20 protein-coding genes are annotated in these 19955 nt (G+C 49.7%); 2 read left to right on the forward strand and 18 right to left on the reverse strand.

What is annotated here, in order from left to right:
* Positions 1–55: 55 nt before the first annotated feature.
* The 8 genes from glyA to DESAL_RS03330 form a co-directional block, all read right to left on the reverse strand.
* On the reverse strand, positions 56–1294 hold the full coding sequence (glyA, locus tag DESAL_RS03295) for a serine hydroxymethyltransferase (RefSeq protein WP_015850542.1): 1239 nt from the start codon (positions 1292–1294) through the stop codon (positions 56–58).
* Between the two features lie 341 nt (positions 1295–1635).
* Positions 1636–2874, reverse strand: a complete 1239-nt coding sequence (gene fabF / locus DESAL_RS03300; RefSeq protein ID WP_015850543.1) for a beta-ketoacyl-ACP synthase II — start codon at positions 2872–2874, stop codon at positions 1636–1638.
* Positions 2875–2994: 120 nt separating this feature from the next.
* A complete protein-coding gene (gene acpP / locus DESAL_RS03305) occupies positions 2995–3225 on the reverse strand; it encodes an acyl carrier protein (protein ID WP_015850544.1) in 231 nt (76 codons plus the stop codon).
* A 35-nt stretch (positions 3226–3260) separates the two neighbouring features.
* Positions 3261–4004 (reverse strand): 3-oxoacyl-[acyl-carrier-protein] reductase, encoded by a 744-nt coding sequence (gene fabG, locus DESAL_RS03310; protein WP_015850545.1) that lies wholly within the window; start codon positions 4002–4004, stop codon positions 3261–3263.
* Positions 4005–4191: 187 nt separating this feature from the next.
* Complete coding sequence (locus DESAL_RS03315; protein ID WP_015850546.1) at positions 4192–5178, reverse strand: beta-ketoacyl-ACP synthase III; 987 nt, start codon at positions 5176–5178, stop codon at positions 4192–4194.
* Between the two features lie 125 nt (positions 5179–5303).
* The gene (gene plsX, locus DESAL_RS03320) at positions 5304–6329 is read right to left on the reverse strand and encodes a phosphate acyltransferase PlsX (RefSeq protein WP_015850547.1); all 1026 of its coding nucleotides are present in this window, start codon (positions 6327–6329) and stop codon (positions 5304–5306) included.
* A complete protein-coding gene (rpmF, locus tag DESAL_RS03325; RefSeq protein ID WP_015850548.1) occupies positions 6322–6501 on the reverse strand; it encodes a 50S ribosomal protein L32 in 180 nt (59 codons plus the stop codon). Before rpmF ends, plsX begins: the two co-directional genes overlap by 8 nt.
* A 51-nt stretch (positions 6502–6552) precedes the next feature.
* Positions 6553–7071, reverse strand: coding sequence for a YceD family protein (locus tag DESAL_RS03330; protein ID WP_015850549.1), 519 nt, complete (start codon positions 7069–7071; stop codon positions 6553–6555).
* 183 nt (positions 7072–7254) lie between these two features.
* Between DESAL_RS03330 and rpmB the strand changes: the two genes are divergently transcribed.
* Complete coding sequence (gene rpmB, locus DESAL_RS03335; RefSeq protein ID WP_015850550.1) at positions 7255–7467, forward strand: 50S ribosomal protein L28; 213 nt, start codon at positions 7255–7257, stop codon at positions 7465–7467.
* Between the two features lie 92 nt (positions 7468–7559).
* Here the strand turns inward: rpmB and DESAL_RS03340 are convergent, their stop codons facing one another.
* The 4 genes from DESAL_RS03340 to DESAL_RS03355 all read right to left on the reverse strand — a co-directional run bounded on the left by DESAL_RS03340 (position 7560) and on the right by DESAL_RS03355 (position 12929).
* Complete coding sequence (locus DESAL_RS03340) at positions 7560–7922, reverse strand: SpoIIAA family protein (protein ID WP_015850551.1); 363 nt, start codon at positions 7920–7922, stop codon at positions 7560–7562.
* A 119-nt stretch (positions 7923–8041) separates the two neighbouring features.
* A complete protein-coding gene (locus tag DESAL_RS03345) occupies positions 8042–9970 on the reverse strand; it encodes a TRAP transporter permease (RefSeq protein ID WP_015850552.1) in 1929 nt (642 codons plus the stop codon).
* A gap of 57 nt (positions 9971–10027) precedes the next feature.
* Positions 10028–11017: a TAXI family TRAP transporter solute-binding subunit gene (locus DESAL_RS03350; RefSeq protein WP_015850553.1), complete on the reverse strand. Its 990-nt coding sequence runs from the start codon at positions 11015–11017 to the stop codon at positions 10028–10030.
* A gap of 244 nt (positions 11018–11261) precedes the next feature.
* A complete protein-coding gene (locus DESAL_RS03355; RefSeq protein ID WP_015850554.1) occupies positions 11262–12929 on the reverse strand; it encodes a gamma-glutamyltransferase family protein in 1668 nt (555 codons plus the stop codon).
* A gap of 204 nt (positions 12930–13133) precedes the next feature.
* On the opposite strand from DESAL_RS03355, the gene DESAL_RS03360 reads away from it, so the two are divergent.
* Positions 13134–13865 (forward strand): substrate-binding periplasmic protein, encoded by a 732-nt coding sequence (locus tag DESAL_RS03360; RefSeq protein ID WP_245543781.1) that lies wholly within the window; start codon positions 13134–13136, stop codon positions 13863–13865.
* 81 nt (positions 13866–13946) lie between these two features.
* On the opposite strand, the gene gltX is transcribed toward DESAL_RS03360, so the two are convergent.
* The 6 genes from gltX to DESAL_RS03390 form a co-directional block, all read right to left on the reverse strand.
* The gene (gene gltX, locus DESAL_RS03365; RefSeq protein ID WP_015850556.1) at positions 13947–15341 is read right to left on the reverse strand and encodes a glutamate--tRNA ligase; all 1395 of its coding nucleotides are present in this window, start codon (positions 15339–15341) and stop codon (positions 13947–13949) included.
* Between the two features lie 119 nt (positions 15342–15460).
* The gene (locus DESAL_RS03370; RefSeq protein ID WP_015850557.1) at positions 15461–15685 is read right to left on the reverse strand and encodes a NifU family protein; all 225 of its coding nucleotides are present in this window, start codon (positions 15683–15685) and stop codon (positions 15461–15463) included.
* A gap of 143 nt (positions 15686–15828) precedes the next feature.
* Positions 15829–16884, reverse strand: coding sequence for an HDOD domain-containing protein (locus DESAL_RS03375; RefSeq protein ID WP_015850558.1), 1056 nt, complete (start codon positions 16882–16884; stop codon positions 15829–15831).
* A gap of 145 nt (positions 16885–17029) precedes the next feature.
* Entirely contained in the window at positions 17030–17884 is an 855-nt protein-coding gene (locus DESAL_RS03380; RefSeq protein WP_015850559.1) for a glycine betaine ABC transporter substrate-binding protein, read from the reverse strand.
* A 30-nt stretch (positions 17885–17914) separates the two neighbouring features.
* Positions 17915–18751, reverse strand: a complete 837-nt coding sequence (locus tag DESAL_RS03385; RefSeq protein WP_015850560.1) for an ABC transporter permease — start codon at positions 18749–18751, stop codon at positions 17915–17917.
* 1 nt (position 18752) lies between these two features.
* On the reverse strand, positions 18753–19943 hold the full coding sequence (locus DESAL_RS03390) for a quaternary amine ABC transporter ATP-binding protein (protein WP_015850561.1): 1191 nt from the start codon (positions 19941–19943) through the stop codon (positions 18753–18755).
* Positions 19944–19955 lie beyond the last annotated feature (12 nt).

A 19955-nucleotide genomic window follows, 5' to 3' on the forward strand; every position in this document is an offset into this window, starting at 1 on the left:
AGTATCCCAAAAACTTTTATTAGGCTTTGCCGCTGGTTTGGCAGTTTTTGCGATTCTAGTATGCGAAGAGCGGGTAGTCTTTTGCGAATTCAGCAACTTCTTTGCTGATCTGGTTCAGCTTGGTGTCGTTGCCGACGGAGTCGATGGCAGCGGTGATCCAGCCTGCGACTTTCACCATTTCTTCTTCTTTCATTCCGCGGGTGGTCAGAGCCGGGGTACCGATACGTACGCCGGAGGTAACGAACGGGGAACGGGTTTCGAAGGGGATGGTGTTCTTGTTGACGGTGATACCTGCTTCATCAAGAGCGTGTTCGGCGTCTTTACCGGTGATGTCCTTGTTGGTCAGGTCCAGCATCATCAGGTGGTTGTCGGTACCGCCGGATACGAGGTCGAAACCTGCATCCATGAGGTTCTTGGCCAGAGCCTGTGCGTTTGCAACAACCTGCTTCTGGTATTCAACATAGGAAGGCTTGAGTGCTTCACCGAAAGCAACCGCTTTAGCAGCGATAACGTGCATGAGCGGGCCGCCCTGAATACCGGGGAAAATATTGGAGTTCAGTGCTTTTCCGTTTTCCTCGGTGGAGAGGATCATACCGCCGCGGGGACCGCGCAGGGTCTTGTGGGTGGTGGTAGTTGTGTAGTGTGCGTGCTCGATGCAGGAGGGGTGTACGCCTGCTGCGATGAGACCTGCGATGTGAGCCATGTCTACCATGAGAACTGCGCCTACTTCGTCAGCAATCTGGCGGAAGCGGGCGAAGTCGATGATACGGGGGTATGCGGATGCACCGGCAATGATCATCTTGGGTTTGCACTCTTTGGCAATCTCAAGGACATTGTCGTAGTTGATGGTCTTGGTTTCGGGATCAACACCGTAGAATTTGATGTCGAAGAGCTTGCCGGAAAAGTTAACCGGGGAGCCGTGGGTCAGGTGACCACCATGGGAAAGGTCCATACCGAGAACGGTATCGCCGGGCTTAAGTGCTGCAAAGTAGACAGCCATGTTTGCCTGAGAACCGGAGTGGGGCTGTACGTTTACATATTCGCAGCCGAAAATTTCTTTTGCACGGTCACGGGCGAGGTCTTCTGCGAGGTCAACATATTCACAACCGCCGTAGTAACGTTTTCCGGGGTAACCTTCTGCGTACTTGTGGGTCATTACACTGCCCATGGCCTGACGGACCGCTGTGGAGGTAAAGTTCTCCGAAGCGATGAGTTCAAGCTTGGTCATCTGGCGGGTTACTTCCTGTCCGATCGCAGCCGCTACTGCCGGGTCTTTCATCATCAGTTCTTCCATGACAAGCTCCTGATTTTAAAATTATTTGCTTCCGGCGGCTTAAACCCTTCTACAAAAGGGCTTAAGAATCCCAAAAATGTTTTATTTGGTTTCGCCGGAGCGAGGGAAATTTTCTTCTGCGTAAATTAAAAAAAATTACCTTTCAAACAAATTTAATCGGTAAGTCGGTTTTTCTTATTTGTATACGGGAAAGATTGCAAGGGAAGTATTATCAGACTTTGCGGGTAGGTGGCCTGAGCCACTCAGGGCGAAAGCCGTATTAACAAGTTTTTGAAGGAGATGGGGTCTGGGGAAGGGGAAATTCTTGTAAGAGTTTCCCTTTCCCCAGCCGCCGAGGAATCTTATTCTTCGAATTTCTTAAACAGCATACAGCCGTTGGTTCCGCCGAAGCCGAACGAGTTGCTGAGTGCGTAGTTGACCTGCTGTTCACGTTTACCGTCTTTAACGTAATCGAGATCGCAGTCAGGATCAGCTTCGATCTGGTTTGCAGTACCGGGGATGATTCCGGTTGAGAGAGTCTTAACAGCAAAAGCTGCCTCAACACCGCCTGCACCACCGAGAAGGTGGCCGATCTGGGATTTGTTTGCGCTGATAGCAATATTCTTTGCGTGGTCACCGAAGACTTTGTGAATAGCCTTGGTTTCGCAGAAGTCGTTAAGTTTGGTGGAAGTACCGTGTGCGTTGATGTGATCAATTTCAGAAGGATCAATTTTCGCTTCACGGATTGCTGCATTCATGGCCCGGGCCATGCCTGCGCCGTCTTCCGGAGGTGCGGTCATGTGGTATGCATCGGAAGATGCACCGAAGCCCACAACTTCAGCAAGAATCTCAGCACCGCGTTTCTGTGCGTGCTCAAGGGATTCCAGCAGAAGCAGACCAGCACCTTCACCCATAACAAAACCGTCACGACCCGCATCAAAGGGGCGGGAAGCAGTTTCGGGATCGTCATTGCGGGTGGAGAGTGCCTTCATTGCGGTAAATCCGGCAAAACCCAGAGGGGTGATGGTGGATTCCGCACCACCGCAGATCATAACATCGGCACGACCGAGCATAATGTCGGTGTAAGCCTGACCGATGGCGTGGGTACCGGATGCACATGCAGTACACATGCAAAGGTTCGGACCCTGTGCTTCGGCGAAGATGGAAACCTGTCCGGCTGCCATGTTGCCGATAATGATCGGGATGAAGAAGGGGGTTATTTTCTTGGGACCGGATTTCATCAGCTTGGTGTGCTGTTTCTCGATAGTGTCGAGACCACCGAGTCCAACACCGATGACAACACCGGCACGTTCGCGCTCTTCCCCTTCAAGCTTAAGTCCGGTGGACTCCATGAGCATCTGGTTGGCTGCTACAGCGAACTGTGTGAACCTTTCCATACGCTTGGCCTGTTTAACGGGGATGAATTCTTTAGCGTCAAAGCCTTTGACTTCACCTGCGATGCGGGCGGTAAATTCACTGGCATCAAAGGCGGTAATTTCAGCAATACCGGACTTGCCTGCGAGCAGGTTTTCCCAGCTGGTATCGATGTCATTACCGATGGGGGTGATGGCGGAAACGCCTGTTACTACTACCCTGTTCATATATTTAAACCTGTAAAATATGTTGGGGTTAATTTTTTTGGAGGGTAATACAAAAGGAGCGCCTTACGCCCGAGAGGAGCAATAAGGCGCTCTTTTTAAAAACCCTTGTAAGCAATCAGTCTACTGCTTGCTTTCTACGAATGCGATAGCATCCTTGACTTTGAGGATCTTCTGAGCTTCTTCGTCTTCGATTTCAACGTCGAACTCTTCTTCCATAGCCATGATGAGTTCGGTCAGGTCGAGAGAGTCAGCGCCGAGGTCTTCAACAAAGGAAGCTTCGGGTTTAATTTCGTCTTCGGATACGCCAAGCTGGTCTACGATAATTGCTTTTACTTTTTCAGCTGCGGACATAGTCCCCTCCAAATCATTATTTTAGTGTTTCTTGATTACATGTACATCCCGCCGTTAACAGCGAGAGTCTGGCCTGTGATATAACCGGATTCATCCTTGGCAAGGAAAGAAACCGCGTTTGCTATATCATCGGATGTGCCGAGTTTTTTCAGCGGTATGTTATCCATCATTTGCGCCATGACTCTTTCAGGCAGTTCTGAGGTCATGTCGGTCTGAATGAATCCCGGAGTAACGGCATTCACTGTGACACCGCGCGGAGCAAGCTCAATGGCGCTGGCCTTGGTCAGCCCGATAAGGCCGGCTTTGGCCGATACGTAGTTGGCCTGTCCGGCATTACCGGCCTGTCCAACTACAGAGGAAATGTTGATGATCCTTCCGTAACGCTGCTTCATCATGATCTTTGCGGATTCGCGCAGGCAGGTGAAGGCTCCGGTCAGGTTGATGTCCAGGACTTTGTCCCAGTCTTCATCCTTCATACGGACCAGAAGGCCGTCGCGGGTGATTCCGGCGTTGTTCACCAGAACATCCAGCTTTACCTTACCTTTGATCTCTTCCTTGAAAAAGGCAGTTACAGCTTCACGGTCAGAAGAATCAAGCTTGAATGAGCGGGCCTTGCCGCCTGCAGCTTCAATTTCAGCGCAGACTTTTTCAGCTCCGTCGGGGCGGCTTACGTATGTGATGATTACTTCAAAGCCGTCTTTGGCGAGCCTCTTGGCGCAGGCTTCTCCGATTCCTCTGGAACCGCCCGTTACAAGGGCGGTGCTTGGCAGTTCACTCATTTACTTCCCTCTATGTTAAATTAATCTAGTCCTGCGTCTCATAGCCTAAAGCGGCTTTGACTGCAAATTTAATCTAAATTAATTTGTTTAAACATACATGTGCGTTTGCACAGTGTTGTTTTTCCCTTTTATACAGAGGTGTTGTTAAAATTCAGTGAAAAACAGCAGAATTTTATAAAACACCGCATTAGAATTGGATCAAAGAAGATCCCCAGGTCAGGCCGCCGCCAAAGGTGGCCAGAAGAACCAGATCCCCATCCTTGATGAATCCGGATTCCCTTGCATCGGCAAGTGCGATGGGGATTGATGCGGCAGAAGTGTTGCCGAATTTATCCACATTGGCAAAAACCTTTTCGCGTTCGATACCCAGCTTTTTACCCACGGCCTCAATGATGCGCATGTTGGCCTGATGGGGGAGCAGTACGTCAACATCCTCAATGGTCAAACCCTGTCTCTCAAGTATTTCATTGGAGATGGAAGTCATTGAGCGGACTGCATGCTTGTAAATTTCACGTCCCTGCATCTCTACAAAGTTCTCAACGCCTACGGTATCCCCCATCTTATAGGGGTAAGCAGAACCTGCGCCTTTGATGGTCAGGTTCATGCCCGGACCGCCATCGGCGCGGACGAGGGTGTCGAGTACTTTTCCGGGTTCATCGTCAGTACCGGCAGTCATTACCGCAGCGCCGGCGCCGTCTCCGAAGAGAACGCAGGTGGAACGGTCTTCCCAGTTGACTCGGCTGGTGACGACTTCAGAACCGCAGACCAGAATTTTTGAAGAGGGATCGAGATTGATGAGTGCCCGGGCCACCTCAACAGCGTATACAAAACCGGAGCAGGCAGCGGAAAGATCCATGGCTGCTCTGTTTTTGATACCCAGCCGCTCCATGAGCAGGCAGGATGTGGTGGGAACAGGCATATCGCCGGTGAAGGTGGCGATGATTATGTGGGTGAGTTCTTCCGCTTCCATGCCTGCGGCTTTGAGGGCTTTTACAGATGCCTCGTAAGCCAGATCCAGACATGTTTCGTCTTCAACAACATGGCGCTGTTTGATTCCGGTGCGGGTGGTTATCCATTCATCGTTGGTATCAACGAATTTTTCAAGATCACTGTTAGTGTATAGCCGCTCAGGGACATGGAAACCAAGGCCCCTGATATGTGAGAAAGTACTCATTACGCCATTCCTGTTTTAGGATGGAAAGGGAGCGATTTTCCGGGGTGATGCGCCTACTGTCCGAAACAGGACCGCAGGAAGTCCGCTCTGGTGATGCGCCCAGCGAAGATTTCGAGGGCGTTACACTAGAATTTGGGTGCGGTGATTTCCTTGTGCGCGGCCAACCCTTCTTTCAGGTGGGCGACAGCATCGTTTTTGACAAAGGTGGCAGCCATTTCAATGGCTTTTTCCACTGCCCGGGAATCGGCTTTACCATGGCAGACAAGGACAATTCCTTTCAGTCCGAGGACCGGAGCTCCGCCGTACTCAGACTTGTCTAACAGTCTACTGAATCTTTTAAAAGCTTTCATTGCGAGCATGGCTCCCAGCTTGGAAACGATGTCTCGCTTGAGTTCGCCTTTCAGCAGGCTGCCGAAACTGTGGGCCAGCCCTTCAGCCAGCTTGAGTGCCACGTTGCCCACGAAACCGTCACAAACGGCAACATCTACATCACCGGTAAAGATATCTCGTCCTTCAATATTACCCATGAAATTCAAGGAAGAATTCTTGAGCATATCGTAGGTGGTCTTTACCAGTGTGTTGCCTTTGCCTTCCTCTTCACCGATGGTCAAAAGACCGATGCGCGGGTTTTCGTAACCCAGCACATCACGGGCCAGTACATCGGCCATGATACCGAACTGGAAAAGGTGTTCCGGTTTGGAATCCACATTGGCTCCTACATCAAGCAGGACCATGGGTTTCTTTTCGGTGGGCAGAATTCCGGCCATACCCGGACGCAGGACTCCCTTGATCCGACCGATGGTGAACATGCCGCAGGCAACAGTAGCCCCGGAGTTGCCGGCACTGACGACACCGTCGGCCTTGCCCTCCTTGACCAGTCTGCAAGCGACCTGAATTGACGAGTCCTTCTTCTTGCGCATTGCGTCGGCAGGTTTGTCTTCCATTGTGACAACCTGAGAAGCGTGGACAATATCAATAACACATGATCCGGTATCAAGCTTTTCAAGCTCGGACCGGATCATGTGCTCATCACCTACCAGCGTAATCGGAAGTCCCGTTTTAGCGGCATTCACCGCGGCGGGAACTATAACCGAAAGACCGTAGTCGCCACCCATGGCGTCTACGGCAATGCGGGGTATTATGCTAGGCATCTTCGGAATTGATTACCTGACGACCTTTGTAGGAACCGCAAGAAGAGCAAGCTCTGTGAGGGATGATGGGTTCACCGCACTCGCAGTATACTACGTTGGGGGTTGCTACGTGGTCGTGGGAACGACGCATGTTTCTGCGGGATTTGGAAGTTTTCTTTTTCGGCTGTGCCATGACTAAGTCTCCTAAAGAGTTTTTTTTAAACCGATCCGTGCGGATCGGAATTTAGTTCTTTATCTTAAGATTGCGGAAAACCGCAAGCCTTGGATCGCCCTCTTCCTGTTCGCATTCGCAGCCGCCTTCATTCAGGTCAGCTCCGCACTTGCCGCAAAGTCCTTTACATTCTTCTTTGCAAAGGGGCTTAATCGGAAGAGCCATTACAAAATGCTCCCAGAGGAGGGCACCGATATCGATTTTGAGTCCTTCTTTGGTCTTTACAACGGGTGATGGTTCATCATCTCCGTCTTCAGCGACCTGCTCATATTCCTCGAATTCGGTAGAAATATTGTGCTTGTAGTCTGCCGTGCATCTGTCGCATGCAATTGTCACGGAACCTTTGGTTCCACCTCTGACAAGGCATCCTTTATCCTGAGGAAGGACGTAGACTTCAGACACCAGCGCATCGCCGGGTTTGACTTCTACTTTGTACTGTTTCCATGCAGCAGACCAGAAATTCTGGTCCTCGAAAACAAAATTTTGTCCCTCTTCGGGGATGTCGTTTAATGTAATCCAGAGTTCAGACATATTTCTCCTCGCGGAAGGGTTTCCTATATGAGTTTTTTTTCTTCTGTCAAGGAAAAAGAGCTTGCATTTTCCAGAGCGAGCGTTTAAATGATACCTCTTTTGTTCGGGAAGAGCAATTTCCCTTGCGGGTTTCCGCGCTTTCCGGCAATCTAAAAAAAGTGACTACCATCAAGGAGGTTCAACATGTCCCAGGTATGCGATATATGCGGTAAAGGTCCTCAGACTGGCAATAACGTTTCCCACGCTCACAACAAGACTAAGAGACGTTTCATGCCTAACCTGCAGAAAGTCCGCACTCAGCTTCCCAGCGGTGAAGTAAAAAGCATCAAAGCTTGCACCCGCTGCATCCGCTCCGGCGCTGTTGTTAAGCCCGTAGCAAAGAAAGCAGTAAGCTAAGCTTCTGTTTCACTTTTCGCACGATTCGTCGTGTAAAAAGCCCCGGTCATAATTATTTATGGCTGGGGCTTTTTTTTGATTTTGATTAATTTTTATTCTGCCGTCCACTTCAAGGCCGTTTCCAGTTCCTCGGCAGGGTATGTTTTCACTTCTCCGCTAACCATTGCTCCGGCAACTTTGGTTCCCCATTCAACCCACGAAGGGCCGCCGACAACTGCCAGTTTTTCAAAGTCATTTCGGTGGGCAAAACCGAACTTGGTGTCTTCCCACATGGCTTTCAAATCCCAGCCTTTGAAATTTTCATCCATGTAAAGCAGGGCTCTGCATTTGCCGTGTTCCGTAATTGTTTTTTGCAAGGCGGGAATCCAGACTTCGGTATAATCCTCGCCGGAAACTTTGCCGGTGGCTGTTACAGCCAGCATGGGGCCGCTGCTCTCTTCCATGATAGTGATCATAGTTCAGCTCCTTTGGATAATTTGAGTCAGGAAAGATTACACTTCATTTAACATGCAGGATGAAAAAAGGGAAAGTTTCAAGTTAGAAACTTTCCCTTCTGTCTTGTTTTTGTTTTTAACTACACAGCTTCAAAAGCCTGTTTTCTGAATACCGATCGCTCTCTGAGCATCATTACTACTAATAATACGGCCCCTGCTGCATGCAGTCGCATGTCCGGCCAGAGCAGAAGTGTTGCGGTACCCATGTATAAAGCCCGCTGGGTGATATTAAGAGCATAGGTGTTGAAACCTTCAAAGAATACCGCGAAGCAGAACAGGCCCGCTGTGGCGGTGATTACGGTCTCGGCAACCTGCCAGAGCGGTCCCTCGAAAAGGATCGGGGTGTAGCAGAAGAGTAAGGGGATAATGTAAAGCCCCTTGGCAATTTTCCACGATTCAAATCCCGTTTCCAGCGGCTTGGAGCCGGATATGCCTGAGGCGCTGTATGCGGCAAGGCAGACGGGCGGGGTCACGTTGGCATCCTGAGAATACCAGAAGATGAGCATATGGGCCGCAAGAAGGCTTGTACCGAGCATTTGCATGGCCGGGGCAGCAAGGACCGCCAGAACGATGTAGGAGGCGGTTACGGGTAGGCCCATGCCTAATACGAGCGATGCCGCAGCAACCATTACTATTGTCAGCAGCAGACTGTTGCCTGCGATCATGGTGATGAGCATTGAGAATTTGATGCCCATGCCGACCATGAGAACCACACCTATGACAATGCCGGAACAAAGCAGGATAACACCTGTGGTGACCATGTTCTGACCGCCGGATGCAAGTGCATCCATGATGTCACGCCCGGACATGCGGGTTTTGGGATTAAGCCAGCTGGAAACAACAATGGCAGCAATACCGCCGCAGGCTGCAAAGGTCGGAGTAAATCCATACATAAGCAGACCCATGAGTGCGCCGATGGGAATGAAAAAGTTCCAGCCTTCTTTGATGACATCGCCGATGCGCGGGATTTCTTCTTCGGGAATGGGTTTGATGCCCAGTTTTTTGGCACGTAAATGGACAAAAAAAGCGACGCTGACGAAATACATGATTGCCGGAATGAAGGCCACGCCGACAATGGTCAGGTAGGGAATCTGAGTCCACTGGCTCATGATGAAAGCTCCTGCACCCATGATGGGCGGCATGAGCTGTCCGCCTGTGGAGGCTGCGGCTTCAACCCCTCCGGCAAATTTGCTGGGGAATCCGGTCTTCTTCATCATCGGAATGGTTATGGAGCCTGTGCCTACGGTGTTTGCAACCGCGCTACCTGAAACAGATCCCATAAAGCCGGATGCGAAAACAGCCATTTTTGCGGGACCGCCGATGGTGCGTCCCATGGTGGCCATTGCCAGTTTGATAATGAATTCTCCGGCTCCTGATTTGATCAGGAATGAAGCAAAGAGCACAAACAGAAATACAAAGGTACTTGAGATAGTGGCAATGGTTCCGAAAATACCGTCCGGGGCAAAGTACATGCGGTAAAGCATGCGTTGGATGGTTACGCCCGGAAAGTGCCATAGTCCGTCCAGATACTGTCCGCCGCCAAGTCCGTAGGCCAGAAATATAGCAGCCAGACAGGGAATGAGCAGTCCGGTGGTCCTGCGGGTGATTTCCATTAAAAGGACAATTGCCAAGCCTGCTGCAATGAGATCCGCCATGATCGGAACTTCATTGCGCATGTGTAGGGCGTCTTCGAAAAATACGAGATAAAGGCCCGTTGCGAAGGATAGAATTGCCAGAAAATAGTCAATGGGCAGGGTTTCACGGGCATGTTTTTTGAGCATCGGATATTGCAGGAATCCGATAAAGAGCATGAAAGAGTAGTGAACAGCATTGCGCTGAATTTCCGGCATAATGCCGATGGTGTTTACCCAGAGATGGAAGAGGGAGCAGATGATGCCCGTGGCATAGAGCAATTTGGCAGTGTTTCCCTCTATCACTCGTTTGATAGCAAGGGTTTCACCACCAGAATCTTTCTTAACTGCCGGCTTTGGGGAAGTCGTGTCAGTCATAAAATATCCTTGGAAAGAGTATGGGGCGGTGGGTTTATCCACCGCCCTTAATCGTAATTACTTGATCACACCGACTTCGCGGTAGAACTTTTCAGCACCGGGATGCAGGGGCGCAGGCAGGCCTGCTGTTGCGCGTTCAAGTGACATTGCTTTGGTCGCTTTGTGGATGTTGTTCAGGAAAGGCAGGTTTTCGTAAATGGTCTTGGTGATCTTGTAGACGACTTCGTCAGGCAGATCAGCGCGGCAGGCCAGGAAGTTAGGTTGTGCAATGGTTTTGATGTCTTCTTTCTGGGAAGGATAGGTGCCTGCGGGAATTATGTAGCGGTTCCAGATGGGGTAGGCTTTCTGGATTTCTGCCAGTTGATCGTCAGTGAATCCAAGTACGGTTACATCGTCAGAACCGAGCTGGGCGTAAAGCTGTGTGATTGCTGCAGCGGGAGGACCTGCGGGGATGTTGGCGCCGGCAATGCGACCATCCATCATGGCCTGAGCGGAAGGAGTGTAGCCGAGGAATTCAAGAACGAGATCCTTATTTACATCCACGCCCATGAGTTTAAGCAGGGTACGGCCGGAACCTTCAGTGCCGCTGCCGCGTTTACCGATGGAAAATTTTTTATCCAGACCTTTGAGGTCGGAGATATCCCCTTTTTTAACGTATTTATTGAGCAAGGGGAAATGTTCAACGTTTTCCCAGAGCATGGTGATGGAGCGGAACTCCTTGAAAGCTTTACCTTTGTAGGGGCCTTCGCCTTTGTATGCATTAAGGCCGAAAAGTGCTTGCAGAATAGCGAGGTCCGCTTCCTTGTTCTTAAGCATCTGCACGTTTTCACCGGAGCCGGCAGAGTTGATTGCTGTAGCAGTGATCTTGTCCGCCTTGGCAAGCTTGATGCTGACCAGTGTTCCAATGGCAACACCGACAGGATAGTATGTTCCGCCTGTAGTGGCAGTTGCGATGATCAGGTTATTGTCACTTGCATGTGAAGGTGCGGCTGTGAAGCTAAGACAAAGCATACAGGTTAAAACGAGGCTCGAGAATTTCTTGAACATTCTTCCTCCGATGTTGGATGTTAATCTAGCGGATGTGTAAAGTGTAGATCAATGGATTATGAAAGGGGTATAGTATAGAATTAATAAAAAATCCAGAATGTATAAAATTTACGATTTACAATGGTTTAGTACTTTTGATTTTTGAAAACAATATTATTGCATGTGTTAAATAATGTATTGTGTAAATTGATTGTATGATCAAATGTAGAGTGGGATAGTCTGTTTTTGTTTGTCTTTTGTACTATTAACACAGTCCGCCGGCATGTCCGTCGGAACGGGGATCGCATCCTCCGCAAAGTGTGCCTTTTTCCGGATCACGCACGATTATCTGTCCCCGTCCGAAAAGAGTTCGGTCATATCCTCCGCGCATTTCAAGCTCATGTCCCATGGCGGAGAGTCTTTCAATTGTCGCACCGGGCAGCCCTTCTTCCAGACATATTTTACCTCCGGCTTCTCCCGGTTCAATGCAGAAACGTAGTCTATTTAGTGCTTCCTGCGGATTCGCGCCGTCATCAAGCATGGCAGAGATTACCTGCATATGTCCCTGCGGCTGCATGAATCCACCCATGACACCGAATGTTGAGTGCAGAGATTTGTCTTCGCGCAGACATATGCCGGGAATGATTGTGTGGTAGCTGCGTTTACCTCCGGCAAGCACGTTGGGGTGGTTAGGATCGAGAGAAAAGTTGTGCCCTCTGTTTTGCAGTGAGAACCCCAGTCCTTCAGGGACTATTCCGGTTCCGAATCCAAGGTAGTTGGAATTAACCATAGAGCAGCCGTTACCGTCCTTATCCACTACGCAGAAGTATACAGTATCAGATGAATTGAGGGGGACTCCACTGGTGTTGTCCAGCTTGGCCCGGTCCGGGAAAATTTGGGCTGCCCTTTTCGCGCCATAAGAGGGGGAGAGCAGCTTTTTAAGAGGGGTAGAATAATGATGGGGGTCGGCAACGTGCAGGCGGGCATCAGCAAATGCGAGCCGCATAGCTTCAATAAGATGATGCAATCGCTCGGGAGAGTCCGGTGCGCCCAGTTCGGCTACATCAATATCATTAAGTGTGTTTAAGGCTAGCAGGGCAGCTAGTCCCTGACCATTGGGCGGGCATTCATGGATTTCATATCCGCGGTAATTTACACTGATGGATTCTTGAAACAGGCTTGAGTGTGAAGCCATGTCATTTTCAGAAAGGAAGCCGCCGTGATCGCGGACTATTTTGACTATCTTTTCTGCAATATCACCAGTGTAGAAAAGTTGTTTTGCACCGGATGGGGAATGATCCGCCAGACGCGCAAGCAGCAGCCCCAGATTGCGGTTGAGCATGATTTCACCGCAGCGGGGAGCTTTGTCATTTAATAGCAATTGTTCGCCGCCGGGACTGTGTTTAAGGATTTCAGATCCTTCATTCCAAAGCTGTGCTGTTACGGGGCTGACCGGGAAACCTTGCATGGCGTATCGAATTGCCGGAGCGAAGATTTCAGAAAGTTCCAGAGTTCCGTGTCGCTCCACCAGATCGGCCCAAAGTCCAAGAGCGCCCGGAACGTTGACGGTCATGGCATGGCGCAGGGGGAGTTCTCCGGAAATTCCCATAGCAGTAACTTTTTCAAGGGAAATGTCTTGAGCTGATTTACCGGAACCGTTCAATGCGAAAACATCTTTTGCTGTAGCAGAGTAAAAAAGCGCAAATGCATCTCCACCCAATCCGGTGCTGCATGGCTCCACAACAGCAAGGGCGGCAGCAACCGCAATGGCAGCATCAGCTGCATTGCCGCCTTTACGAAGTATTTCCACTCCGGCTTCAGTGGCAAGTGGCTGACTCGAAGCAACCATCCCTTTTGTTGCGTATACCGGAGAGCGGCGGGAATTGAAGGTGAATGCCGGGAGATGATGGGAGGAAATCTCAAAGGTGGACATATATTGACTCCGGTTACGGTGTATTAATTGATTGCAATGTTAGAAGCAATCGTAGGTAAATAGCAATAGTTTCCACTAGAGTGTGCGTTTACTCACAAGCTGAAGCTGTGAATAATTGTAATGATCCTGTTTCTGCTTCTCATTGCTTTTGTTTTGTGTTTGTGGCTATGTACCAAGATGCTTACTGCTTTTCGAATATTTATTTTGGTCTTCTTTCTGTCTATTGTTTCGGTTAACGCTGATGCTTCTAAATTGAAGTTAATGGCCGAGGAATATCCTCCATACAGTTACAAACAGGGAGGTAAGCCACATGGACTCTTTATCGATTTGGTCCAAAAGATTCAGGAGAAGCTGGATGGTGAATCCAGCGAAGTTACCTTTTATCCGTGGGCACGTGGGTATAAGATGTTGCAGTTTGGTGATGGGGATGCTCTTTTTCCCATGTGTATGACTGCTGAGCGTTCGGGAATGTTTAAATTTGTAGGGCCTATTTTTTGGGATGATGTATATTTTTACACAACGAAAGATAGCGGAATAGATTTAAAAGAACTGGGCGATGCGAAAAAAGTCGGCAAGATAGCAGTAACAAGGGATGATGTTTTTCATCAGAATCTAGTCAGTATGGGGTATACCAATCTTGATGTGAGTTCCTCTCAGAAGTGCGATTTTCTGAAGTTGCTTAGAGGAAGGGCTGATCTGGTTCCCATGGGCCGTAAGGCTATTTCATATTTTTTTGAGCGTAATCCTGAGTTGGATTTAAGTGTGCTGAAGCGGGTTGGACCTCCTATTTTTTTTACTTCCAGTTACATCGCTTTTGCGCATGACACTTCAGATGAGGTGGTCAGGAAGTGGCAGGCTGCTTTTGATGAGCTGAAGATGGAAGGCGAGTGGTTAAAACTCCTCGATAAATATTTTCCTCCAGATAAAGTGAATTGATTTTTTCTAAGTCATAAAAAAACTCCGTACATCATGGGAAGTACGGAGTTTTTATTGTCTGATCTGTCAGCTAAAGCGATTCTAAACTAGAGTGACAGCGCGGTTCATGCGGGCAATGGTTTCATCTTTACCCAGCACGAGCATGAGGTCGTAAAGGCCGCCGGGGGACTGGGTACGTCCGCAGAGTGCGAGACGTACGGGTTGTCCGATAGCTTTGAATTTGAGTTCCTTCTCTTCGAGGAAACCTTTACAGACAGCTTCGAGAGAATCGTGACTGAACTCAGCGTCAGCCTCGATGCGTGCGGTCAGTTCTTTGAGAATTTCAACTGCTTCGGGCTTGAAAACCTTCTCCACAGCTGCTGCATCATATTCCAGAGCTGCACTGTCCACGAGGAAGAAGTCGCACATGTCGGCCATTTCCTTGTAGTTGGTGGAGCGGGGCTGAAGCAGAGGGATGATCTTTTCAAGGTATGCATCTTCAGCTTCAACGCCTTCGGGCAGGAATGTGCGCATGCCGGGGATGAGGTCAGCCGGAGCCTTAGCTTTAATGTATTCGCTGTTTACCCAGTCCAGTTTCTTGGTATCGAAAACGGAGGGGGAATTACCGAGGTTGTCGGTATTGAAAAGCTCGATCAGTTCTTCGCGGGAGAAGATTTCCTGATCTCCGTGGGACCAGCCGAGGCGTACGAGGTAGTTGACTACCGCTTCGGGCAGGTAACCCATCTTTTCGTATTCCATTACGGAAAGTGCACCGTGGCGCTTGGAAAGCTTCTTCTTGTCCGGGCCGAGGATCATGGGCACGTGACCGAACTTGGGAACATCCCAGCCCAGAGCTTGGTAAAGCAGAATCTGGCGCGGGGTGTTGTTTACGTGGTCATCTCCGCGCAGGACGCTGGTAACGCCCATGGTGTGGTCATCCACTACAACAGCAAGGTTGTAGGTGGGGGAGCCGTCGCTGCGGCGCAGGATCATGTCGTCCATCTCAGCATTTTCAACGCTGATGGGCCCTTTGATCATGTCAGTGAAATTTGTGCGGCCTTCAAGGGGAGCCTTGAAACGTACAACCCTGTTTTCGCCGGGGCCGAGATTTTTCTCGCGGCAGGAACCGTCGTATTTGGGCTTACGTTTTTCCTTCATGGCTTTTTCGCGCATGGCGTCAACCTGCTCGGGAGTACAGTCGCACCAGTAGGCTTTACCTTCGTCCAACAACTGGTCAATGTAGCCGTTGTAGAGATCGAAGCGGTCACTCTGGTATACCGGCTCGTCGTTCCAGTCCATACCCAGCCATTTCATGGAATCAAGAATGGCATCGGTGTATTCCTGTTTGGAACGTTCGCGGTCAGTGTCTTCAATGCGCAGGACAAAGTCCCCGCCGTCATGTTTGGCGAGTAGCCATGCAAAAAGTGCGGTGCGTGCGCCGCCGATGTGCAGATGTCCGGTAGGACTGGGTGCAAATCTGGTTACGGTCTTAGCCATGATGGTTGTCTCCTGAAAACTAAAAAATCCGCCATCGGGGGCGGTATTTTGATTGAACCTGTGTTGTTCAAAAAATAGATTTGCCAACCGGCCGGAGAATGCCCCGGCCGGCAAAAAAATTATTCGGCCGGCTCAACGCCTTTGAGTTCGGGGATCTCCTTGAGCAGGGTACGCTCAATAGCGTTCCGCAAGGTGATCTGAGACATGGGGCAACCCTTACAGGCACCCTGCAAGCGAACTTTGGCTATGCCTTTATCTGTTACCTCTACGAGTTCTACGTTACCGCCGTCAGCCTGAAGAAGGGGTCTGACCTTGTCAAGAGCGGCTTCGACTTTATCGTGCATGGTAAATCCTCCGTTTGGTATGCCCGCTCAAGTACTTTCTTTAAACAGCCTTGTCAAACCTGTGAGCACTTGTTTTTATTGTCTTGATATGGACCATGCACTGTTGTTTGTAAGTATAAGTATCCTAGCTTTTGGACTATTTGTTATGCAGCCATATTTTTGAGGATGGAAAAAGCATCATCGAGAATAGGCCCCAATTCGGCATCAAGCTGGCGCAGTTTATCAGGGGTCAGGCCGTGTTTTTCCCATCTTTCGTTGTTTACATTGCGGATGAAGAAGTCGCCGCTTCCTCCTATCCCCATTGTTTTTGCGATTATGTTGGCGAAATATACGTAGAGGGATTCCGGTGATTTAGCTGCCTTGGCAGGACTGTGGTGATTAAGCACAGCAGTTACCAGCGAAAATGGCAGATTCCACTTGCGCAGGAGCATCCCGCCCAGTTCGGCGTGGTTAAATCCGGTAACAACGTGCTCAGCCTTGAACATGAGAGCTTTTTTGTTGCGGGAGATGGCAGTGGCAGCAATTGCACGGTCCGGCAGTGCCATCATCAGCACCGGACGTCCTATGTCGTGCAGCAGTCCGGCTACAAAACACTTTTCCGGAGTGCCTTGCTTGAAGGTTTTTGAAAGCTGGCTGGCGATTATTCCGCAGGCAAAGCTGTGGCGCCAGAAAAGTCCCAAATCAATGATATCTGCAGGCAGTCCTTTGAACATATCCATGACAGATGTGCCCAATGCGAGGGTCGAGAGTTGCTGAGTGCCTATAACCGCAACTGCACGGGATATTGTATCGATCTGGGCGGGGAAACTGTAAAAGGCACTGTTGACCATACGCAGAAGGAAAGCTGAAAGAGCCGTATCACGTGAAATAACCTTGGCAAGATCAGATGCCGAGCTAGAAGGATCATTGATCACCTGACGCATTTCAATGAATACCTGCGGAAGTGACGGCAGTTTAACTTCACTTCGGAGGAGTGAAAGAGGATCTACCGGGGCAAACTTTTCTTTGGGCATGGGTAGTTGAGCCTTTTCTTTATAAAGCTCAGGGTGCTCCAAAAGATCTTGAGCAACGTGGGCGACTCCAAGTTCAAAAAGAGTTGCAAGCACCGGTTGTTCCCGGTCTGTGTTGGTAAAGCGGTCTTCCATCAATGCAGTTGCCTTATGCATGATCTCTTCAGGGATGGGAGTATGTTCAGTCATGGTCTACCGCCTTGGATTTCTTTAAATTTCTTAATTTTATAATATATTAAAAGAGGTTTGAGGGGAAGCTTTCTGCAAAAAAAATAATAAGCCCCGGCAGATAAGAATCTGCCGGGGCTTAAATTGATGCTGTCAGCTATGTTGCTTATTTCAGCCAGGAATCAACCTGTGCTTTGTTTTCCTTGATGAAACGCTTGGCGCTTTCATAAGGATCTGCTCCTTTTTCCTGATTCCATGCCATAACCATCTGGAGCTGGTTTGCGTCTTTCCATGCGAATTTATCGAGGAAAGCGTAAACTTCAGGCATGTCTTTATCGAGGCCTTTGCGGACGATGGTGTTAATGGTCTCGGATTCACCGAGAACTTTTTTAGGATCTTCAAGATATTTGAGGTCCCAACGGCCGAACATCCAGTGCGGTGACCATGCAGTTACCACAACCCATTCGTTGTTTTTGATGGCATCGCTGAGAGCAGCTGTCATGGTTGCACCGGAGCCTTCCATGAGTTCAAATTTGTCGAGGCCGTATTTATCAATTGCTTCTTCGGAAAGACGCATCAGGCCTGCACCGGGATCGATGCCGATGATTTTATCGTCAAATTTATCTGCGTACTTGTTAAGATCAGCAATGGAGTCAACAGTTACGTAAGAAGGAACAGCCCAGCCCAGCTTGGCACCGGAAACGATAGGCCCGAGGTCGACAACCTTGTTCTTAACACGCTTGAGGTAGTCGGCATGGGTGATAGGAAGCCATGCGGTTGCGAGTCCGTCAACATCACCGGTTCCAACTGCCTGCCACATGGCTGCAGCAGCAACGGGGATGATTTCGCATTCGTAACCCATGCGTTCTTCAATAACGGCTTTAAGTACGTTGGTGGTTGCTGTCGCGCAATCCCATTCAACATAAGCCAGTTTAACTTTCTTTTTGTCACCTGCAAAAGAGGGTACGGCAAAAGCCGCAACAAGCAGGGCCGCAAGAATTAAAGTAAGCACCTTTTTCATTGTAGTCTCCCGATTCAGTTTCGGCTCCGGCTATTTCTTTTTGCCGGACCCAATGTTTTGAAGTACGCGGTCCATGATCATGGCCACGATAACGATCCCGATTCCTGCCTCGAATCCTTTACCCATCTGCAGTCTCTGGATAGCTTTCCAGACTTCGCCACCAAGTCCTTTGGCTCCGATCATAGCTGCGATAACAACCATGGAGAGAGCCAGCATGACTGTCTGGTTGACCCCGGCCATAATGGTCGGAGTGGCGATGGGAAGTTCGAGTTTAAAGAGTCTCTGCCAGCGGTTGGAGCCGAAAGCCTCGGCACACTCCACCAGTTCTTCCGGGACCTGTTTGATTCCTAGGCAGGTCAGCCGGATTGATGGTGGCATGGCAAATATGATTGTTGAGAAGATTGCGGCTACCTTGCCCAGCCCGAAGAATGGAATAGCCGGGATAAGGTATACAAAAGCGGGCATGGTCTGCATCACATCCAGCACGGGCATGACAATTTTATTCACATGTTTGTTCATGGCAGCCAGAATGCCGATGGGTATACCGAACAGCAGTGCCAGCAGGGTTGAAACAATGACCAGTGCGATGGTGCTGACAGTGGCTTTCCATAAACCGATATTCCAGATCAGCAAGAGTCCGGCGATGGAAAATATTGTGGTTCTTTTGCTTTTGGTCAGCCGCAGAGTGATAGCAGCCACAATGAATATGAACAGCCACGGCGGGCAGGCTTTCATGGTTCCTTCGACCACATCCAGTCCTGCTTCAAGCACTGCGGAAAAAGCTTTGGTGGCAAATGAAAAATGTTCCACCAGAAAATCAATTGACGATTCGATTACTTCCCCGATGGGAATGCGTGGGACATTCATTCTAATTGCCTCCTCTTTCAGCAAGGGCACCGATCAGTGTGCCGCGGACAATGACACCCTTCAGTTTTTTTTCTGAATTGATAACCGGCAAGGGAAGCGTTCTGTCCTGCATGATGTTGAATAATTCCTGAGCCGGGCATTCCAGGTCAACTGCTTGCAGGTCGGTGTGCATGATTGTCCTGATGTCCTTTCCGCCTTCTTCCACAAGCTTGGCGCAGTCCCCGGCATTGAGCATGCCGATCAATTTGTGTTTCTCGTCAAGGACAAAGAGATTGGAGATGTTGTTCTTACGCATTTTGCGCAGGGAGGCGCGGGGGCCATCGGTTTTCAGGTAGGCCACGGCATCGATCTTTTTCATGACTGATTCTGCGGTGAGGACTTTGGTTATATCAACATCCTCAACAAAGCGGCGCACGTATTCTGTTGCAGGCTCGGTGAGGATTTCCTCAGGAGTGCCGACCTGTACAATTTCACCGTCTTTCATGAGCACAATGCGGTCGCCGAGCTTGAGTGCTTCGTCAAGGTCGTGGCTGATGAAGACAATTGTTTTGTGCATGCGCTCTTGCAGGTTGATCAGTTCGTCCTGCATGTCGCGGCGGATGAGCGGGTCAAGGGCGCTGAAAGCCTCATCCATGAGCAGGATGTCCGGGTCAAGAGCCAGAGCTCGGGCCAGTCCGACCCTCTGGCGCATGCCGCCGGAAAGCTGGTCGGGATAAGAATTTTCCCAGCCGGCAAGTCCAACCAGCTCAAGGGCTTCCATGGCCTTCTGTTTACGTGTTTCCGCGTCGGTGTCGGCTATTTCCAGTCCGTATTCTGTGTTTTTGAGGACAGTACGATGTGGGAAAAGGGCGAAGTTCTGGAAAACCATTCCGAGCTTTTCAAGGCGAACTTTGCGCAATTTGCTTTTGCTCAGGGTGGTGATGTCCTCACCATCGATGAATATTTTCCCGCCAGTGGGATCAATTAGCCTGTTGATGCAGCGGACAAGGGTGGACTTTCCGCTACCGGAAAGGCCCATGACCACAACGATCTCACCTTCTTCAACACTGAATGAGGCGTTGTTTACGCCTACACCGTGTTTTGTTTTTTCCATAATTTCATCTTTAGTGTCACCCTGCTCAAGCATAGGGATGATTTTCTTCGGGGCGTTGCCAAAGATTTTATAGAGGTTTTCGACTCTGATTTTTTCCATGTCTTCTCCGTT

The sequence above is a fragment of the Maridesulfovibrio salexigens DSM 2638 genome (genome assembly GCF_000023445.1).
Lineage (GTDB): Bacteria > Desulfobacterota > Desulfovibrionia > Desulfovibrionales > Desulfovibrionaceae > Maridesulfovibrio > Maridesulfovibrio salexigens.